Annotated in this window: 18 protein-coding genes and 1 riboswitch; of the genes, 1 reads left to right on the top strand and 17 read right to left on the bottom strand. The window is 31.3% G+C overall.

Annotated features, from left to right (window positions below):
• Nucleotides 1-3: 3 nt before the first annotated feature.
• Nucleotides 4-789 carry a bifunctional hydroxymethylpyrimidine kinase/phosphomethylpyrimidine kinase gene (thiD, locus tag JOC47_RS14180; RefSeq protein ID WP_204702982.1) on the bottom strand — a complete coding sequence of 262 codons (786 nt, stop codon included), beginning with the start codon at nucleotides 787-789 and terminating at the stop codon, nucleotides 4-6.
• A 162-nt stretch (nucleotides 790-951) separates the two neighbouring features.
• Nucleotides 952-1,056, bottom strand: a riboswitch (TPP riboswitch).
• A 148-nt stretch (nucleotides 1,057-1,204) separates the two neighbouring features.
• Here thiD and JOC47_RS16000 point away from each other — a divergent pair.
• Nucleotides 1,205-1,531, top strand: coding sequence for a DUF5658 family protein (locus JOC47_RS16000; RefSeq protein WP_369127974.1), 327 nt, complete (start codon nucleotides 1,205-1,207; stop codon nucleotides 1,529-1,531).
• A gap of 11 nt (nucleotides 1,532-1,542) precedes the next feature.
• On the opposite strand, the gene JOC47_RS14175 is transcribed toward JOC47_RS16000, so the two are convergent.
• From JOC47_RS14175 to JOC47_RS14100, 16 genes are all read right to left on the bottom strand, one after another.
• Nucleotides 1,543-2,376 (bottom strand): response regulator, encoded by an 834-nt coding sequence (locus tag JOC47_RS14175; RefSeq protein WP_204702980.1) that lies wholly within the window; start codon nucleotides 2,374-2,376, stop codon nucleotides 1,543-1,545.
• A 191-nt stretch (nucleotides 2,377-2,567) separates the two neighbouring features.
• The gene (locus JOC47_RS14170) at nucleotides 2,568-2,771 is read right to left on the bottom strand and encodes a heavy-metal-associated domain-containing protein (RefSeq protein WP_204702978.1); all 204 of its coding nucleotides are present in this window, start codon (nucleotides 2,769-2,771) and stop codon (nucleotides 2,568-2,570) included.
• Between the two features lie 81 nt (nucleotides 2,772-2,852).
• On the bottom strand, nucleotides 2,853-3,131 hold the full coding sequence (locus JOC47_RS14165; RefSeq protein ID WP_204702976.1) for a metal-sensitive transcriptional regulator: 279 nt from the start codon (nucleotides 3,129-3,131) through the stop codon (nucleotides 2,853-2,855).
• A gap of 127 nt (nucleotides 3,132-3,258) precedes the next feature.
• A complete protein-coding gene (locus tag JOC47_RS14160) occupies nucleotides 3,259-5,733 on the bottom strand; it encodes a heavy metal translocating P-type ATPase (RefSeq protein ID WP_204702974.1) in 2,475 nt (824 codons plus the stop codon).
• Between the two features lie 221 nt (nucleotides 5,734-5,954).
• Entirely contained in the window at nucleotides 5,955-7,085 is a 1,131-nt protein-coding gene (locus JOC47_RS14155; RefSeq protein ID WP_204702973.1) for an aldo/keto reductase, read from the bottom strand.
• A 95-nt stretch (nucleotides 7,086-7,180) separates the two neighbouring features.
• A complete protein-coding gene (locus JOC47_RS14150) occupies nucleotides 7,181-9,178 on the bottom strand; it encodes a methyl-accepting chemotaxis protein (RefSeq protein ID WP_204702971.1) in 1,998 nt (665 codons plus the stop codon).
• A gap of 377 nt (nucleotides 9,179-9,555) precedes the next feature.
• Complete coding sequence (locus JOC47_RS14145) at nucleotides 9,556-10,812, bottom strand: patatin-like phospholipase family protein (RefSeq protein ID WP_204702969.1); 1,257 nt, start codon at nucleotides 10,810-10,812, stop codon at nucleotides 9,556-9,558.
• Between the two features lie 127 nt (nucleotides 10,813-10,939).
• Nucleotides 10,940-12,829: a methyl-accepting chemotaxis protein gene (locus tag JOC47_RS14140; RefSeq protein WP_204702968.1), complete on the bottom strand. Its 1,890-nt coding sequence runs from the start codon at nucleotides 12,827-12,829 to the stop codon at nucleotides 10,940-10,942.
• 136 nt (nucleotides 12,830-12,965) lie between these two features.
• Nucleotides 12,966-13,133, bottom strand: coding sequence for a hypothetical protein (locus tag JOC47_RS14135; protein ID WP_204702967.1), 168 nt, complete (start codon nucleotides 13,131-13,133; stop codon nucleotides 12,966-12,968).
• A 25-nt stretch (nucleotides 13,134-13,158) separates the two neighbouring features.
• Nucleotides 13,159-13,599, bottom strand: a complete 441-nt coding sequence (locus JOC47_RS14130) for a NusG domain II-containing protein (protein WP_204702966.1) — start codon at nucleotides 13,597-13,599, stop codon at nucleotides 13,159-13,161.
• A gap of 59 nt (nucleotides 13,600-13,658) precedes the next feature.
• Nucleotides 13,659-14,384: an alpha/beta hydrolase gene (locus JOC47_RS14125; protein ID WP_204702965.1), complete on the bottom strand. Its 726-nt coding sequence runs from the start codon at nucleotides 14,382-14,384 to the stop codon at nucleotides 13,659-13,661.
• 45 nt (nucleotides 14,385-14,429) lie between these two features.
• Nucleotides 14,430-15,737, bottom strand: a complete 1,308-nt coding sequence (locus JOC47_RS14120; protein WP_239551283.1) for a cation:proton antiporter — start codon at nucleotides 15,735-15,737, stop codon at nucleotides 14,430-14,432.
• 50 nt (nucleotides 15,738-15,787) lie between these two features.
• A complete protein-coding gene (locus tag JOC47_RS14115) occupies nucleotides 15,788-17,068 on the bottom strand; it encodes a cation:proton antiporter (RefSeq protein WP_204702964.1) in 1,281 nt (426 codons plus the stop codon).
• A gap of 2 nt (nucleotides 17,069-17,070) precedes the next feature.
• Entirely contained in the window at nucleotides 17,071-17,523 is a 453-nt protein-coding gene (locus JOC47_RS14110) for a CBS domain-containing protein (protein ID WP_204702963.1), read from the bottom strand.
• Nucleotides 17,524-17,526: 3 nt separating this feature from the next.
• Entirely contained in the window at nucleotides 17,527-18,471 is a 945-nt protein-coding gene (locus JOC47_RS14105) for a 1-phosphofructokinase family hexose kinase (RefSeq protein ID WP_204702961.1), read from the bottom strand.
• 102 nt (nucleotides 18,472-18,573) lie between these two features.
• A complete protein-coding gene (locus JOC47_RS14100; protein ID WP_204702959.1) occupies nucleotides 18,574-19,767 on the bottom strand; it encodes an aspartate aminotransferase family protein in 1,194 nt (397 codons plus the stop codon).
• Nucleotides 19,768-19,996 lie beyond the last annotated feature (229 nt).

The raw sequence follows: 19,996 nt of genomic DNA, 5'->3' as shown, positions 1-19,996 counted from the left end.
TTTTTAATTTACTTTTACTAAATGATTAACTGGATTATTTCCTGTTCCAACCTTGACCCCTTCTTTAATTGCTTTAGTAATAAACTCCTTACTTCTTTTTACTGCTGTTAATAGATCATATCCTAAAGCTAAATTACTAGCTATAGCTGAAGATAATGTACAGCCTGTTCCATGAGTATCATTAGTATCAATTCTAGGAGCACTTAATTCGTGATATTGAGTTCCATCATAAAACATATCAACTGCTTGTTCAGCTTGACTATGACCACCTTTAACTAACACTGCTTCTGGTCCTAATTGAAATAACTCTTGAGCTATTTCTTTCAATTCTATTGTCGCTTCTTTTTCATACCCAGTTAATACTTTAGCTTCCTTTAAATTAGGTGTTATGATTTTGGCTAGAGGAATTAATTGCTCTTTTAAGCTAGAAATCGCCTCTTCTTCTAATAATACATCACCGCTTGTAGCTACCATTACTGGATCGACAACTAAATTCTTTAATTGATACTCTTGAGTTTTTTCTACTACTACTTCAATAATATCCTGATTAGCTAACATACCCGTCTTAGCAGCACTAAAGCTTAAATCCGTTAATACAGAATCAAGTTGTCGTGCTACCACATTTCTACTCATTACTCTAACCCCTTGCACTCCCAAAGTGTTTTGCGCTGTAACAGCAGTAATTACTGAAGCCCCATAAGTAGCAAAATTAGTCATGGTCTTTAAATCCGCTTGGATTCCTGCTCCTCCACCAGAATCAGACCCCGCTATAGTCAATACTTGTTTCATCTTTATCCCTCCTATCTAGTATTTGATTTCTCACTAAAAATAAAAAAAGGCACAGCCTCCGTTAGGAAACTGTGCCTTTAAAGTTAAATTAATCCTTTAGCTAGTAGTCCAAAAAACAAAAAACACAACTCCGTAGGTGGAATTGTGCTCCAAAGGATTAAAATCCTTAAGCACTTGCTTCCCTACGCTGGCATTATCCAGATCAGGTCAAAGGGACTAGAGTCTAAGCTCTTTCTCAGCTCATAGAGAGCGCCCCTAGAAGTTGAAATATTTAATTATCTATTTTTAATTTTAACAAAATCTTTAGTTTATTACAAGTAAATTTTGTATAAAAATTTACTTGTAATATTTTTAATTCTTTTTTGACATACTTAAAGTATAAGATATAATAAGCTATTTTAGAGGAGATGGTTTTATGACAAAAAGTAAAATATTATTAATTCGATTTTCTCTATTATTATTGATTTTATTTAATATTTCTGATTACTTTTTTACCACCTTTTATTTAAAGCAAGGTTACCAAGAGATAAATCCAATTATTAATGCAGTACTCCACTTTGATATTAGACTATTCCAATTTTTAAAGTTGCTAGCAGTCCCTAGCTTATTACTTATTTTAATGCAAGATAAAACAATTAAAAAATTAATCAATCATAAATTTATTCTCTACTCTTATTTAATTATTTTTTATTTTTATTTTTTATTGACCATATACTACACTACTGCGCTAATTAACTACTAATCATCCCAAATTTATCTATCTTCAGCTTGTAATTTTTCTAAAATTTCTTGCTGATATTTAACTGCCCTAGTCTTACTAACATATTTAGTGATATCTGATGGAAAAGTAATAGTATTTATAAAGTCAAAATATTCTAAATTAAATTTAGTTTGAAACTCTTCTTTTAATCTATTTATAAATTTCTGCACACCTTCTCTATTTGTTAACGGTAATAAAAATAAATAATTAGACTCTTTAGTAGAATATAGCTGATCAATATCTCGGATTAAATTCAATAGCTTTTCTTTATTAATTACTCCTTCTCTTTCTGGTTTTAAACTCAACTCTACTATAGAAAATGATAATTCACTCCTCAACGAACGACTAATTTCAGTTGATAAATCAACTTGAAAATAATCAAACTCATCTCTTGGCTGTCTTTCTACTACTGAACATTGGCGCGGATTAATAATACATTGCTCATCTAAATTAATATAATAATTAACTTTATCAATCAACTTTTGCTCATCAAAAGGCTTTAAAATATAATCATTTGCTTTAAGACTAAAAGCTCTCAACACTGTTTCTTTACTATCATCCATACTTAAAATAACTACTGGAAGAGTAGGATACTCGTTTCTTAAATAAGGTAAAATATCAAACCCCTTTTCTCCTTTTAAATATATATCTAATAGAACTAAATCCATATCAGACAATTTCTTATTTCCCGAAAATCTATTATTCCTTACCTGGGCCAAATTCTCTGCCTCAAATACATTCATTTCATTTTCGGAAAGCAACTTTCCCACTGATTTTCTTAAGAAAGATGAATCATCAATGATTAAAATATTAGGTAGTTTAGGCATCTTTTCCACCTCCACAAGTTTATTGTTACTTAATCAATAAATTCTATGAAAAGTGTTGAATTCCTGTATTAAATAGAAAATAAGACTACGCTCATTTAGCTGTAAGCTCTAAACTATGAGGCTTAAGCTAACAAAGCAAACTAACCTTAAAACCATAAAAAAACAGCTCCAAAAAGGAGCTGTTTATTAGACTACTGCACTTCATAAGGTCCAGCATTTTCAATTGCTGCCGTTAAATTTGCTTCGCTAACCCCTTCATACTTGATTGTTACAGTTTTAGCATCTAAATCAACCTCTGCTTGATTGACTCCTTCTAAATCCATCAAAGCAGTCTCTACAGCATTTTTACAGTGCCCACATGACATACCTTCTACAGTTAATTGCTTTTTACTCATTCAAATCAACCCCTCATTAAGTTTATTTATATTTTGTATCTAATTTACACTTATAGAGTAAAACATATTCTTAAAATAATTTTATTTATTAGTAAACTTAAAAACAACATCCATTAACTCATTAATAATTTCATCTTCTTTTTCTTCTTCCTTAATCGCATTTGTCACACACCCTTTAGTATGTGATTCTAAAACTTCCATTCCTACTTTATTTAATGCCCCTTTAACAGCATTAATCTGCGTTAATACATCAACACAATATTTTTCTTCATCAACCATTTTATGCAGACCACGTACTTGGCCCTCAATTCTCTTTAAGCGAGTCTTCAGATTCTCTTTTTTATCTTGATATGAACTCATATCATTCACCTCCAACACTTAGTTATAGTAAAAAGTGATGAGTAGAAAATAAAAAGCAAAGTCAAAATCAGCTTTAACCCCCTTTATTTCGAGGAACTTCTTTTTTTTAGTTTTTGATTTATGGTTTTTACTTTTTACTCGTCACTATAAAGTCGGGAGTTATATCTACTCTCCGCAGTAAATTAGCATTAGTTACAACACTAACAGAACTGGTTGCCATTGCTGCTTCTGCAATTGCTGGATGCAATAAACCTAAAATAGCAACTGGAATAGCAATAGTATTGTAAATAAAGGCCCAGAACAAATTCTGTTTTATCTTTTTAAATGTTGCTCGGGACAATTTAACTGCTGCAATAACTGAAGATAAATCACCACGTACTAATGTTACATCAGCAGATTCAATAGCAATATCTGTTCCAGTACCAATAGCAATTCCTACATGAGCTTGTGTCAAAGCTGGAGCATCATTAATTCCATCTCCTACCATAGCAATTGTCCCAAATTTTTCTTGCAAGTCTTTGATTTCATTAACTTTACCATCAGGCAAGACTTCAGCTACTACATGGTCAATTCCTACTTCTTCAGCAATAGCCTCAGCAGTACGTTGATTATCTCCAGTAATCATTACCGTTTCTAATCCTAATTCGCGTAATTCATTAATAGCTGCTTTGGAATCTTCTTTTAAAGGATCTGCTACAGCTATAATTCCAGCTACTTGGTCTTCAATTGCTACTAACATAGCAGTTTTAGCTTTTTTCTCTAATTCCTGCATTTCTTCTTCTAAACTCTCAACTTCAATTCCTGCTTCAGTCAATAACCTACGGCTTCCTACCAAAATTTCTTTTTCATATATTTTAGCTTTAACTCCTTTACCAGTCACAGAATTAAATTCGTTAATATCTTTTAGTTCAACATCTTCATTTTCAGCTTTTCTAACTATTGCTTCTCCTAGCGGATGTTCTGAACCTGCTTCTACACTAGCAGCAGCCTCCAATAATTCTTGCTCAGTAAAATCATTCTTAGCTATGATATCCGTAACTTCAGGTTGGCCCTTAGTAATTGTACCTGTTTTATCAAAGACAATGGTATGCACATCTTTCATAGTTTGAATTGCTTCTCCTTTACGAATCAAAACCCCATTCTCTGCTCCCATACCAGTACCAACCATTAATGCAGTCGGCGTGGCTAATCCTAGAGCGCAAGGACAGGCAATTACTAAGACTGCAATAGTAGCAAAAATAGCTGCTGTAATAACCCCTAAATTAGGATCTACCCATGGTAAAAATCCAGCTGCCCAACTAGTAACTTGTCCTAAAGCTTGCGGGAAAATCAGCCAACTTAAGAAAGTCAATGCTGCTATTCCTAATACTGTTGGTACAAAAATACTAGTTACTTTATCAGCAAATTCCTGAATTGGAACCTTAGTACCTTGAGCTTCTTCTACCATTTTAATTACCTGAGAAAGAAAAGTATCCTTTCCTACCTTAGTGGCTTCAACTTTAATTAATCCGCGCTGATTAATAGTTGCTCCAATTACTTCATCTCCTACAGATTTAGTAACCGGCATTGATTCACCTGTAGCCATTGACTCATCAAAAGCACTTTCACCTTCAATTATTTTTCCATCAGTAGGTACTTTTTCCCCTGGTCTTATTACCATTACATCTCCTACCTTTACATCTTCAACTGGGACTTCTACTTCCTCACCATCTTTTAATATTGTAGCTGTATTAGCTCCTAATTCTAATAATTTCTTAATTGCTTGAGAGGCTCTACCTTTAGCTTTGGTTTCAATATAACGCCCTGTTAAGTGAAAAGTCATAATCATTGCTGAAACTCCAGCATAGTTAGCAATAGGAGTAAAAAAGGTCAAAGGACCTGTAATAAAGGCTGCCCCTGTCCCCATTGCAATCAATACATCCATATTAGCACTACCGTGAATAATAGACTTATAAGCAGTATAATAAGTCTTGCGCCCAACATAGAATAAAATCGGAATTGCTAAAGCAATCATTCCTAAACTATAAGCACTTTCATTAGGCCAAGCAACCCCAAAAAACATTTCTGGTATCATCCACAACATAATCGGGATTGTTAACGCCCAACTAGCTATCATTTTAGAACGTGCCTTTTCTATCTTTTGCTGATCTTCATCTACTTTAGTTTCTTTTTCTTCACTTTCTTCTTCGGCTACTGTATAACCTATCTTTTCAATTTCAGAAATCAGTTCAGTTTTACTAACTACATTCGGTAAAAACTCAACTACAGCATTTTCTGCAGCAAAATTAACTGCTGCTTCTAATACTCCATCAGATTGATTTAATACTTTCTCTATATTCTGAGCACAACTAGCACAACTCATATCTTCAATCTTGATACTTTCTTTTTTTACTTTAACTCCATATCCTGTATCTTTAACTATCTGCACTAAATCAGCAGCATTTAATTCATCCTCATTATATTCTATTGCTGCTTTTTCAGCTGGCAAATTAACTGCTGCTTCTTCGACTCCTTTAGATTCGTTTAAAGCATTCTCAACTCTCTGTGAACAAGCTGCACAAGTCATTCCCGTTACTTTAAGATTTATTTTATTTTGGGTCATATATATCCCCCCTGAAATATAAGATTAACAATCTCTTAAAATATTACCCCTACCCCCTATGGGTATATTGCTTAATTTAATAATATCTTATTAAACGTCAATTGTCAACACTAATCTATTATTTGTGAAATAATACTCTGCTATTAATAAATAAAAAACCAGAGGTTGCCCCCTGGTTTGAATCAGTAGTTATTCATATATTTTTTTAATTATTGCTGTATCTAAGCAGTTAAGTATTCATGAGCTTCTGTCAATCTTTCTATAATTTCTATATTTTGCGGACAAATTTCTTCACATTGCCCACATTCTACACAAGCACTAGCTTGTTGACCTTCAGCTAAATTCTCATATTCTTCTTCTGCTTCTTGAGAATTAAATATTTTACTTTCATTATAGACAGCAAAAGTCTTTGGAATTCTAACACCAGTCGGGCACGGAACACAATATCCACATCCTGTACAATTGACAGGTACCAGTTCTTCATATTTATTAGCCACTTCTGCAACAATTTCTTCTTCCTGATCACTTAATATTCCTACACCCGAATTATCAGCACTTTCTACATTTTCTTTAACCTGCTCTAAAGTACTCATTCCACTTAGTACAACTGCTACTTCAGGTTGATTCCACAACCACTGTAAAGCCCAGTCTGCTGCACTTCTCTTTGTCTCAGATTGAGCAATTATTTCTTCTATTTCTTCAGGCATATCTCCTGCTAAACTACCACCACGTAAAGGTTCCATGACTACTACTGGAATATCATTTTCATCAGCATATTTCAAACCTTTCTTACCTGCTTGAAATTCTGTATCAATGTAATTATATTGAATTTGACAAAAATCCCAATCATAGCTATCAACTAATTCTTCAAATAAATCATAATCATCATGAAAAGAAAATCCAATCTGATCTATTTTTCCTTCTTCTTTCATCTTCTCGATCCAATTAAATACATAATCAAGTCCAATATCTTTATAATTTTGCCAATGATCCTGGTCTAAAGCATGTAATAGATAAAAATCAATCTTTTCTACTTCTAATCTTTCTAATTGTTGATTAAGATATTTATCTAAATCTTCTTTCTTTTCAAGTTCCCAAGATGGCATCTTAGTAGCTACTTTAACTTCTTCTCGATATCCATCCTTTAACGCTTTAGCAACAAGGCTTTCACTTTCCCCTCCATGATAAGGCCACGCTGTATCAACATAATTAACTCCATTATCAATCGCATACCGAATCATTTCAATTGCTTCTGCTTCATTAATTTCTCCATCATCTTCAGGTAAACGCATTGCTCCAAAGCCTAGTGCTGAAACCTGCCAATCTAAATCACCAAATTCTCTATACTGCATTCCTTGGTGCCCCCTTTATTTTACGTAATTGTTAGATTAATTATAACAGTTTAACTATTACATCTCAAATTGCTATTTAAAATTAATATTTACCTTTATAGTTCTATATTAACTTCTTCTAATTTTTCCTTTGATTCTTGAGCTTGCTCTTTAAAGCGATCATTTAAATTTTGATTTGCTTCTACTACTTGACTCATTATATTCTCTAATTCCTGAGCATTTTTATACATTTTATCTGCTTGTGCTGAAACCTCTTCTGTAGATGCACTGATTTCCTCGGTGGAAGCACTAATTTCTTCTGTAGAAGCAACTTGGTCTTCTGTAGTTTCTGTTACTTGTTCTGCTTTATTCATTAAGTCACCAGATAAATTTTGAATCTCTTTAAAAACATCCGCAATATTTTGATGAGATTCATCTGAAGGAACCATAATATTTATTGTCCTTTCTGCTACTTCTTTTACTTCTGTTACTATTTCCTTTACTTCTTTAGCTGATTTCATACTTTCATCTGCTAAGTCTTTAATATCATCTGCTACAGATGCAAATCCTTGACCTGCCCCTCCTGAATCTGCTGCTTCAATCGCACCATCTAAAGATAATAAATTAGTTTCATCAGCAATACCCATAATTTTTTCTGATATTTTATCTACTTTAGATACACTATTCTCTAAATCTTCCATAACCTTTACTGCTTCATTAACAAGTTCAGTCCCAAAATTAATTTTATCATCTGCTTCTTTCATTATCGAAAATGTTTCAGTACCTAGTTCTGAAATTGTTTCTGCTTTAACAGATAATGATTCTGTTCCCTTAGCTATTTCTTCAATAGAAATAGAAATTTCATCTATAGCCGCTGCAGTTTCTTTATTTCCTGTTTTTACACCTTTAATAAAATCAAAAGTATCGTTAATTTTTTCATCAACTTTTGATATCTCATTACTATAAGATGATAAATCTTCAATTAATTTAAATATATTAGTTATTAATTTTCTCTGCCGTTTAACAGTTTGATTAAATGATTTAGCTAATTCTCCAAACTCATCTTCTCTATTTTCTACTATTTGAACAGTTAAATCTCCATTCCCTAATTTAACAACCTTATTTTTCACTTTATTAATTAAACTAATTATATCTTTACTCAACAAATAACTTATCCCCACTGTAATTAAAAGTCCTAATAAAAATAAACCTAAATTTAAGAATATTTCTTTTCTTAAATCAGTAATTAGCTTTTCTTTATTTAATACAATTTGAATTAGACGACCGTGATTCATACTAGAAAACGCCACTTTTTTATATACATACTCTAATTGACCATAACTTTTAGTATTTTCATTCAGCATTATCTTATCTTGATTAGCTTTATTTTTTATTTCAATTTGATGTTTTTGAGGCAATTTATAATTCATATCCCCTAAAGTCCTAAAATCAGCTAAATCAAATAATCTAATATTCTTAATCAAATAATTTTGTTCTACTATATCCTTAGTTATCTTTTGAAAACTTGTCTTCTTTATGGTGGGATCAAAATCTTGAGCATACCAACCTAATTCAATAATATATTCGTGGTCAGGGGCAGGATAATAAGTAAACTTCTTAAATTTATTAGTCTTTTGCTCTAAAGCTATTTTATTAGATACAAATTCGTCTCCTGTTCTGACATCAGTCAAAAATTTATCAAATCCTTTAATTGCTTTAAATAAATTTAATCCTTGGTCTTTAGCAAAAGTTGTTTTTTCTATAATCCCTTGTTTATTAATTAGATAAATATCAGATACCTCATATTTTCTCTTCAATTCTTTTAAGTCCTGATTAGACAAATTACCATTATTTCTACTATATACTTGCGCTATTTCTTTAGAAAATTCTTTCATCTGTTTATTCATATTATTATTTAAAATTTGGTATAAAACGTCAGTCTGATTTAAAATATTAGTTGCTTGAGAAATAACTCGAGTTTCTGAATTCTGATACTTTTTAATCAAATTTTGTCTGCTAAAATAAAAATTAAACCCAATTATTATAGTCAAAATTAAAGTAATCACCACTATCAACTTTAAAATCAATTCATACTTATAAGATTTAAACTTCATACTTTTGCCCCCTTTGAATAATATATAATTTTCTCCTGCCTTAACCTAAACACTTTAGTACTTCTCTTGATTAAGTCTTATTTAAATAGTTTATAATTACTTCATTGAAAATTATAGCTAAGCAAACTATACTCAATTAATATTTTTACTTAAATGTGTTTTTATAAAAATAAAATGCTTCTTAACTATTATATTCTATATTGCACATTTATTTTCCTTCTTTTTCTAAAAAAATACAAAAAATATCTTATCTTTTTATATACCAGTTTATTAACTCCATCATTCTAAATAAAACCCTAAAATCTTTTTAAACATCATATATTTAAAAATAATTTTAGCAATCAAAAAAACAGCCCACAATAGGGCTGTTGAAAATTTCAATTATATGTATAAATAGGTGTTATTAGCTTATTTAAATGAAAGTTACTTTTTCTTTCAGGGCCAAAAAAATTAAACACCGCTACTACTTCCACTTCTTTTGCTCTTAAATTAGTTATTACTTTATCTAAAATTCTATTTTCAACAAGAGCATAATTAACAATCAATACTTTACTTTCAGAATTCAACTGATTATATTTATACTCTACTGCACTATTAGTAATCGAATATTTACTCAAATTTATTACCGTGAATTTTTTATTCAACCTTTGGGCTACTAAAAAAGAAAACAAATAGTCATCATCCCCTAAAGCAACTATACTAGTAATCTTCTCTATTTGGACTTTTTCTATTATGTAATCTATCATCAATGCACTTATTTCTTCTATTTCTACCACTGTAGGACTTAAATTAATAAATTTATTAGCACTTTTTACACCTCTTCGATCCATAAATTTATCTAAATCTTGATAAACCTGTTGGTAACCGCGATTATAGAGTTCTTTTTTTTCAGCTAAGGAGAGATTAAAATTAATACTACTAATCTCAGAAGTAGGAATAGAAATCACTTTTGAACGCGATAGCTCTATTTGTCGCAATTCATTAATAGATATAGAAGTATCTATTACAACTCCCAAATAATCTAAAAAGTTATCTATTTCTTGCTCAGCATTAAGATTAGAACTAAGTAATAAAAATCCTAAAGTGGGATAGCGCTGATCCTCAAAAACAGTTAATGGTAAATTATTAATCAAACCACCATCAACACAAAAATGATCTTCATAAAAACAAGGCTGATAAAAAACTGGAATACTTAAAGACATTCGTACAGCTTTAGCAACTGAATATCCCGGGGTGGTTTGGGGAGAGAAAACCTTTGAGCAACAAGAGCTAATATTTGAAACTACTATCCGCACATCAATATCTAAATCTGAAAAAGTTTCAACTCCTTTATCTGCAAGTTTATCTGCTAACCATTCTAAAATACTTTGGCCTCGATAAACCCCATATCTAAAAATCAACCGATACAAATTTAATATAAATCCATCCTTAAATTCAGAAAATTTCTGTTCATAAATCATTTCTCTTAAAATAGAACATGAATAGCCAGCGCCATATAAACTAGCTATAATTGATCCAACTGAACTGCCAGCAATTCCAACTACTTCTATATTATTTTCTTCCAATGCTTTAAGCCCTCCTAAATGAGCTATCCCCTTAATTCCACCCCCACTTAAAGCTAAATTGATTTTCACTACATTTATTCACTCCCTAATAATCTTTTTCATTATAAGTACCTTATAATATTTTATTTTTTCATCTGTAAAAGTATGATTCTAATATAAAAAAAGCTCTAGGATAAAATCCTAGAGCAGTGAAAGATCAAACTTCAAATTTTTCAATTAATCCTTGTAACTCTTGAGCCATAGAAGCTAATTCTTGTGAAGAATGACTAATCTCAGTAGACATATTCTCAATATCATCTGCTGCATCACTAATATCATCACTGTTTTGTGCTAAATCCTGCGCAGCAGAGGCTGTCTGTTCAATTTGACCTGAAGTTTCTTCAGCTGCTTCTTCAATTTCTGTAAATACTTCATCTGTTTCTTCAGCGATTTTCTGACCTGCTTCGGCTTTATTCTTAACTTTCTTAATTGCTTTTAATCCTGTTTCAGATTTTTCCTGAGTTTTATTAATTAACCCCGATATTTTATCAGTAGCATCAGAGGTATCTTCTGCTAATTCTCGAATTTCTTCTGCTACTACTGCAAATCCTTGGCCGTGTTCTCCAGCTCTAGCAGCTTCAATCGCAGCATTCAAAGCTAATAAATTAGTCTGCTCAGCAATATTAGTAATTAACTCTACGATCTGCCCAATTTCTTCAGATGTTTGATCTAAATCATTAATAATATCTACTGTTTCATCTACTGAATGATTAATTTCTTTAATATTAGCAACTGTTTTCCCTATTTTTTCCCGACCTAAATCAGTTTGGGCATTTGATTCTTGAGCAAAACTAGTTACTTCTTCTGCACTAGCTGAAATTTGTTGAATTCTTGATGACATATCTTCGATTAAATCATTAGTAGTCTCTATAGTAGCATTTCCTTCTTGAGCTGAAGCAGATAATTGCTGACTGTAGGCAGATAAATCTTCAATATTATTAGATAAATTAACAATAACTTCTCTTAACTGATCAGTCATATCAACTAATGAGTCCTCTAATTTACCTAATTCATTTTTGCTATCAATCTCCGTATCAATGTCTAAATTACCATTAGCCACTTGAGTAATTTGTTCGGTCATTATCTCAATTGGCTTTAATAAATATTTCTTGTTAATATAATAAATTAATACTGATAAGCCTATAATAATTATAAAACTAAAAATTAAGATTGATTTTCTAATTTCACTTCGCGCCTGATATACCTCTGAAAATGGAGCTTGAGCAAAAATAGCCCCTTCAATTGTTGGTACTTCAGTGTAAGAAGCTAATTTGAATTTACCTTGATATTTATATTCTAAATGTCCATTTTCTTTATCTAAGGCTTGCTTAATATTAAATACTTGAGCTAAATCAAAATTATTATTTACTTTTTCTTGGTCAGGGTGAGCAAGTAATTCCCCTTTTTTATTCACCATATAAGCATATCCATTTTCCCCAATCTTTCTATTAATTACTGCGTTACTTAAAGTTGCCAAAGATACATCGCCACCTAGCACACCAATGAAATCACCATTACTATTCATGATTGGTACTGCTACAGTTATAATCGGTTTATTACTATCAGCGTCAATATAGACATCTGACCAAACAACTTGCTTTTCTGATTGAGCCTTCTTATACCAGGGTCTTTGTCTTGGGTCATAATCAGATGGCAAATTTAGTTCAGGATAAGTATGCATCTTACCTGCTTTTGTCCCTAAATAAAGAGCACTAAAGTAAGAGTTATCTTCTTTAGCCTGCGCAAATATCTCTTTCATTTTTTTAATATTATTTTCTTTTACTGCTTTATTATAAGAAAGCGCTTTAATAAGTGTTGCACCTTCATTAAAAAAAGCTTCTGCTTCTTTTTCTAAACCTTTAGCTATTTCAATATTTCTTTCTTGAGCAGATTCCGTAATTTCATTAGATACAATATTATTAATTAAAAATCCTAATCCAGCAATTAAAATAATTAATACAATAATAATTGCCCCATTAACTTTAGTTACTAAACTGTCTTTCCAATTGATCTGCTCACTACTCTCTTCTTGTTCTATTTCAGACATTTTATTTCTCCCCCCTGATAAAAAGTATTCGACACAAATCGCCAAATATCATTTTATAATATAATAATACATAATTATATCTGATTTTGCAATCAAAAAATAAAATAATCCAGAGCTTTAACTCTGGAAATAACAATTATTCCATATATTTATTAATAAAATAAGATAAAAGGGCAATAATAGAAATATCCTTCAACAAACTTATATAAGGAATTGATAACATTAAAATAGAACAAATAACTATCACAATGAATAATGCTTGAAAAAAAACTATTAAATCATCTCGTTGTTGCTCTTGATCCATAGTTAAATTCACTTCCTTATTAAAGTTAAAATGTCCTAACATCAATATCATTTTGTTCAGAATTATTACTTTCAATAGTTACAGTCAACTTAACTGGCAAACAAACAATCATTTGATAAGGCTTACTAATCCACCCCATTTCAGAATGAATTGCTAATGGAGAAATGTTTTTATTTAGCCGCTCTAGTTTAACTTTCCCATTTTTAATCCTTAATACACCTTGATAAGATTCCCCTTTAAAATCAAAGTTAAATTTAACTCTCTTTAATTTTTCTTCTTTACTTAAATTATGACGATAAATTTCTTGCTCAGCTAACTTAACTACTATATCTTTATTTCCTTGAGCCCCAGAAACTAATTGCGGAGTTAAAATAATCAATAGCCCACTACACAATATAATAGAAATTATAGCGACTTTATCAGCCCTCGTTAGTAATTGATTTAATTTTGATAATTTATCTAACATATTTACCACCACTAATTCATAAAATGTATTTTTTATTATAACTTTTCTTAATTCACATGTCAATCAGCTAAAAATCGGACTACTTTTTGATGGATTTCTTCTTTTTCTTCTCCTACAGTGCACACATGACCAGAATTTTCTAACCACAATATCTCTTTATTAGTATTAGCTATATTATTATAAATAATTTCTGCACTAATGGGTTTAACTGTTTGATCGTCTTGCGATTGAACAATTAAGGTAGGACAAGATATTTTATTTAAGTTTTTTTCTGAATCTTTAATCAGTTCCAACAATTCCGGCACAGATTTAACTGGCATCCCAGAATAACCAATATCATATTCATCTAAATCATTTTCTGGCCATTCTTCAAATCTTTTAAAATATTTTATCAACGGCGTTAAATAAGCTCGTTTATCTTGTAACTTAATTGGTGCCGCAATAGAAACAATCTTATCTACATCATAATTCTCTGCTAATAATAATGATAAGGTGCCTCCCATTGATAGTCCTAAGACATAAACTTCTTCATGATCTTCACTTAAAGATTGATACTCTGTTTCTACTTTAGACCACCAATCTTTACTATTAGTTTTTTCCATCTTTTCTAGACTGGTACCATGCCCTGGTAACAAGACACCACTTACTGTATATCCTTCTTGATGCAATCTTTGACCTAAATAACGCATATGAGCTGGACTACCTGAAAACCCATGAATTAATAAACAAGCCTGCGAATTTCCTTCTTTATAAAATGGCTTAGCTAGCTGATGTAAATATTCCATTAAGATCCCACCTTGATTTAATATCTAAAGATAAATAATTCAACTTCATTGTTTTGGATTAATTTCTCCTGCCTTAGTAATAGCATATTTGGTTGCTAATGGACCAAATACCTCAGTTAAAGCTGCTGTAAATAATAACGTATTAAATACTAACAAGCCCACCTCAGGGTTACTAGCAAAATCTTTCTGCACAGTATACGCTAAGGCAATCGCTACTCCACTTTGTGGGAATAAACACAATCCTAAATACTTCTTAACTTTATCTTGAGCTTTTCCAACCACTCCACCTAAATAAGCTCCTCCAATCTTACCAGTCATACGAGCCAAAGTATAAACAAAGACAACTATTAAAAAGCTACTAGTAAATACATCACCAAATCTAATTTCTGTACCAGCTAAAATAAAGAAAATAGCATATAAAGGTGTTGTTAAAGTTTCCATATATTCTTCAATCCCTAAGTTTCTAGTAGCAAAATTACGATAAGCAAATCCTACAGCCATATTAGTAATCAAGGGCGATAATTCAAAATTAATAGCTATCGCAGAACTACCGATAATCGTAGTGAAAATAGTCAGAATCTTAATTGTATGATCTTCTTTTGAAACTATAAAGCTTTGAGAAAGATATCCAACTGCTAGTCCAATTACAATTGAACCAATGATTTCAATAATTGGTATTCCCAAAGTATTAACAAAAGAAATTTCCCCTGAGCCAGAATATAATAATAAAGCAATTGGCTCTACTAAACTAAATATAATCAAAGAAATTGCATCATCAATTCCTACTACAGCTAAAACCATTGAGGTTAATGTACCCTTAGCATTATATTCTTGCAGTACCATTACAGTAGCAGCAGGAGCTGTAGCAGAAGCAATTGCCCCTAAAAGCAATGCAAAATAAAGTTCTTTACCAATTGCTAAAGTAGCTAAAGTAACTAAACTAAAAGCCCCAAAAGCTTCAAAGATTACAATAAATCCAATTTTTTTACCCAGTTTTTTAAATAATTCTATTGATAATTCACTACCAATAGTGAAGGCAATAAAACCTAAGGCAACCTGAGGTACATAATCTAAACTCTCAATTATAAAACTATACCATTTTACCTGAGTCTTAGTTAAAAATGGTATTAACTTTACTAGGTCCACACTGAGTAAGATACCTAAAAACACATACCCTACTACTATTGGAACTTTGAAATTTTTAGCTAATAACACTACAAATAAAGCTAATAAAAAGAATATAGCTACTAAAGAAATGACTTGATTACCTACTTCATGAAACATCATTAGTTCTTCTATAATTTTTATATGCATTACCTCTTCTAAAGCCATTACTTCTTCTAGAAATTCCATATTAAAGCCCACCTTTAATAGTAAATTAATTTATAATTATTTCTAACTTGCTATTTTTTAATTTCATCTGCCATAGATACTGCATATTTAGTTGCTAGAGGACCTATAACTTCAGTAATAGCAGTAGTAAACAATAAAATATTAAAAATCAAAACTGCTAACTCAGGAAATTGAGCAAAATCACGTTGAATAGTATAAGCTAAAGCAATTGCTACTCCTACTTGAGATAACAACCCTAAACCAATATACTTTTTAATTTTATCATCAGCTCCAGCAATAGTTGCCCCAAGCGAAGCACCGCCAACTTTACCAATTAATCTAGCTGCAGTATAAACTAATGCTAATACCAAGAATCCGACTGAGGTGATTTGCATAATTTTAATCTTAGTTCCAGCTAAAACAAAAAACATAGCATACAGAGGAATAGTTATAACCTCCATATCTTCAGCAATCCCCAAGTTTTTAGTAGAAAAATTAGTATAAGCAAATCCTACAGCCATATTAGTCAATAGTGGTGATAAATTAGCATAAACTGCTAAAGAAGAACAACCTAATACTGTAGCAACTAAAGTTAAAATTCGTTTTGTCTTATCCTCTACTGCAGTAATATACAATTGTGACAAATAACCAATGATTAATCCAACTACTACAGATCCTAAAATCTCAATTACCGGATGGACAATAGCAGTGACTAGTGATAAATGACCTGAACCCTTAGCTTTAATTAAAGCAATTGGCTCAGCAAAACTAAATATAGTTAAGGCTAATGCATCATCAATCCCTACCACCGCTAATAAAGTTGAAGTCAAATTACCTTCTGCATTGTACTCCTGCAGCACCATTACAGTAGCTGCGGGAGCAGTGGCAGAAGAAATAGCTCCTAATAATAAAGCAAGATAAAATGGCTTCCCAAGTGTTAACATAGAAGCAGTTACTAATATAAAAGCTCCAAAAGATTCAAAAATTACAATTAGTATAATCTTTTTCCCTAAATTCTTTAACACATTAATTGATAACTCAGTTCCAATTGTTAAAGCAATGAAAGCCAAAGCTAAATTCGATACATAATCAAAACTTTCTACTAAAAAAGCATACCAATCTTTAGTCACCTGCGATAATAAAGGAACTTTTTTTACTACACTAACACTAACTAAGATCCCTAAGAAAACATAACCTACTACTGTTGGAATCCCAAATCTTTTGGTGAATACTGCTACCAATAAAGATAAAACAATTAGAATTCCAATCACATATAATTCTTTATTACTTACTTGATTTAATAGAAACCAATGCCGAAGTTCATTTAAAGTAGTAACTGCTTTCAAATTCATTGTTATTCCTCTCCTACTTCCAATAGATAGAATAATAAGTCGGCTCGAGAAATATAACCGCGTAATTTTTCTTCTTCATTTACTACAAACAAATAAGACTCTTCATTATCAAGCATTATATCTGCTACATTATTCATTTTATCATCTTCTCGTACAGTTAATTTTCTGCGCGACATATAATCAGTTACATCTCGAGTTTTGATATCAGCTAAATTTTCTGCTGCTTGATTAACTTCATGCAGTAATCTTCTTGTTTCTAAAAAACCATACTGTTCTGGCAATACATTCTTTAAAATGTTTTTACTATAAATAGTTCCTAAAAAATTATTTTCCCAATCAACTACGGGTAAAACAGACATCTCAGTTTTATGCATCAATCGAATTACATCTTCTACATCATCAGTAGTACAAACTGAATTTAAAGTCCGCATCATATAATCTTTAACTAAATGCATGTCTTATTCCACCCTTTCTACTTTAATTTTATCTAGCATATCTTCAATCTCTTCTTGCTCATGAATAAATATATCACGTTTTTCTGCTATTACCAAAGCAGCAGCGCCAGCATATCTATTAGCTTCTACAAAATCAAATTCATTATTTAAAATATAATCAAAGAAAGCTGCATTATAAGCTTCTCCAGCACCTAACCAATTCAATAGGCAGAAGTCTTTAGCAGAAATAGAATATACCTCATCTTTAGAAAATACTAAACGGTCACAGTGAAAAGGAATCATCACATATTCTGCTCCTGCTTCTTGTAATTTTCTTCCGGCTTTAATATAATCATCCATTGTTTTTATTTCTTCATCCAAAATCTTATCTGTATGTTTAAAATAAGGAACAACAAATTTTGGTTCTGCTTCTAAAGCTTGATTTAAAGCTTCACCACTAGCATGTAAATAAACAGTCTTATCTCTTTCATCAGCAATATCAATTAATCTTTTGTAAATATCAAACTCTAATCCTTCAGGAATAGAACCAGAAATCATTACATATTCACTATCAACAATCCCTCGTTTATAGCGCTTAATTAATTCATCAACATCTCGTTCTTCGACCCGATATGTATAATCATTATAGTGCGTATAAGTAACAGGTTCTTTACCAATTACAAAAATATTATTTCTTATTTCATTAGTTGTGTAAACATAATTAGTTGTTACATTATTGTCTTGAACCATTTTTTCAAAAAACAATCCCTGTTTACCACCGACAAAACCTATATTTTGAACATCAGGATAACCCATGTTTTTTAAATTAATTGCACTTAATAAACCTTTACCCCCTGGAGATATTTTAATATCTGCATCTTCATAAATATACTGGTGCTCTCCAGGGTCATTTGTTTCTACAAAATACTCCCGGTCAATAGCCGGGTTTAAAGTAACTGTTGTAATCATTATTAACCCTCCTAGATTTATATAATTTAATTTTATCTTACATCAGTTAGACATACTTATATAATAACAAATTTAAGCGCTAGTTTCTAGGAGAATATTTAACTATCTATTTAAAGTAGCAAATACTTGATCCAATTTTTTAATTACTTCATCAACATGCTCATTCTTAATTATTAATGGTGGTACAAATCTTAATACATTTTTTCCTGCTTTCAAAATCAAAACACCTTTCTCTAACATTTTATCTCTAATCATTTGTGGATCAGTATCCACCTCTACTCCTAGCATTAATCCCTGCCCTTTAACATCTATAATCACATCATACTTCTCTTCTAACTTATTTAGTTCATCTTTAAAATAGGAACCCACATTTTGAGCATGAGGAATTATATCTTCATCTAAAATTGTACTTAAAGTAGCATAAGCAGCTCTACATGCTAAAGGATTCCCACCAAAAGTTGATGCATGATCTCCTGGTTCAAAAGCCTCTGCTACATCTCCTCGGGCCAACAAAGCACTAACAGGCACTCCATTTCCTAAAGCTTTAGCAGAAGTGAAAATATCTGGCTCAATATTATACTGTTGATAAGCAAATAAAGTCCCTGTCCGCCCAATTCCTGTTTGCACTTCATCTAAAATCAATAATATATTATGTTCATCACATAAATCTCTTAATCCTTGTAAATATTCTTGACTAGCTGGATTAACTCCACCTTCACCTTGAATTGGCTCTACCATAATTGCTGCAGTCTGTTCTGTAATCTCTGCTTTCACTGCCTCTAAATCATTGTAAGGAACAAAAGAAAAACCTTGAGGTAACGGAGTAAATGGTTTTTGATATTTCTCTTGTCCTGTAGCAGCCAAAGTAGCTAATGTACGCCCATGAAATGATTCACTCGTAGCTATAATTTCATATTTATCTTCTTCTTGCTTTTTAAAATACTTACGGGCCAATTTTAAAGCCCCCTCATTAGCTTCAGCCCCACTATTAGCATAAAAAACTTTATCTGCACAAGTATTTTCAACTAATAATTGCGATAATTTAGCCTGAATTTCAAAATAATATATATTAGAAGCATGAAGTAAATTTTCTGCTTGGTCTTGAATTGCTTCAGTTACTCGCGGGTGATTATGTCCTAAAGCATTAACTGCAATCCCCGCAGAAAAATCTAAATATTTATTCCCCTCATTATCATAAAGGTAGACACCTTCTCCTTTTTCTGCTACCATCGTTCGCTCCCCAAAAACATTCATAAAATATTCTTTATCAGCCGCAACAATTTCTTCTGTATTCATAATATCCCCCCACAAAATTAGTACTTAGTAATGATTTTTTTATCTTGAAACCTAGACTTGGCAATACCAAGTCTCTACATATAACCTTCTCTCTATACCGCTATATTTATTGTTATTATTTTAACGCCTTCACTCTTCACTCTTCACTCTTCACTCTTCACTCTTCACTCTTCACTCTTCACTCTTCACTCTTCACTCTTCACTCTTCACTCTTCACTCTTCACTCTTC

Source organism: Halanaerobacter jeridensis, assembly GCF_016908315.1.
GTDB classification, from domain to species: domain Bacteria; phylum Bacillota; class Halanaerobiia; order Halobacteroidales; family Halobacteroidaceae; genus Halanaerobacter; species Halanaerobacter jeridensis.
This window is presented reverse-complemented; position numbering and strand designations above follow the sequence as displayed.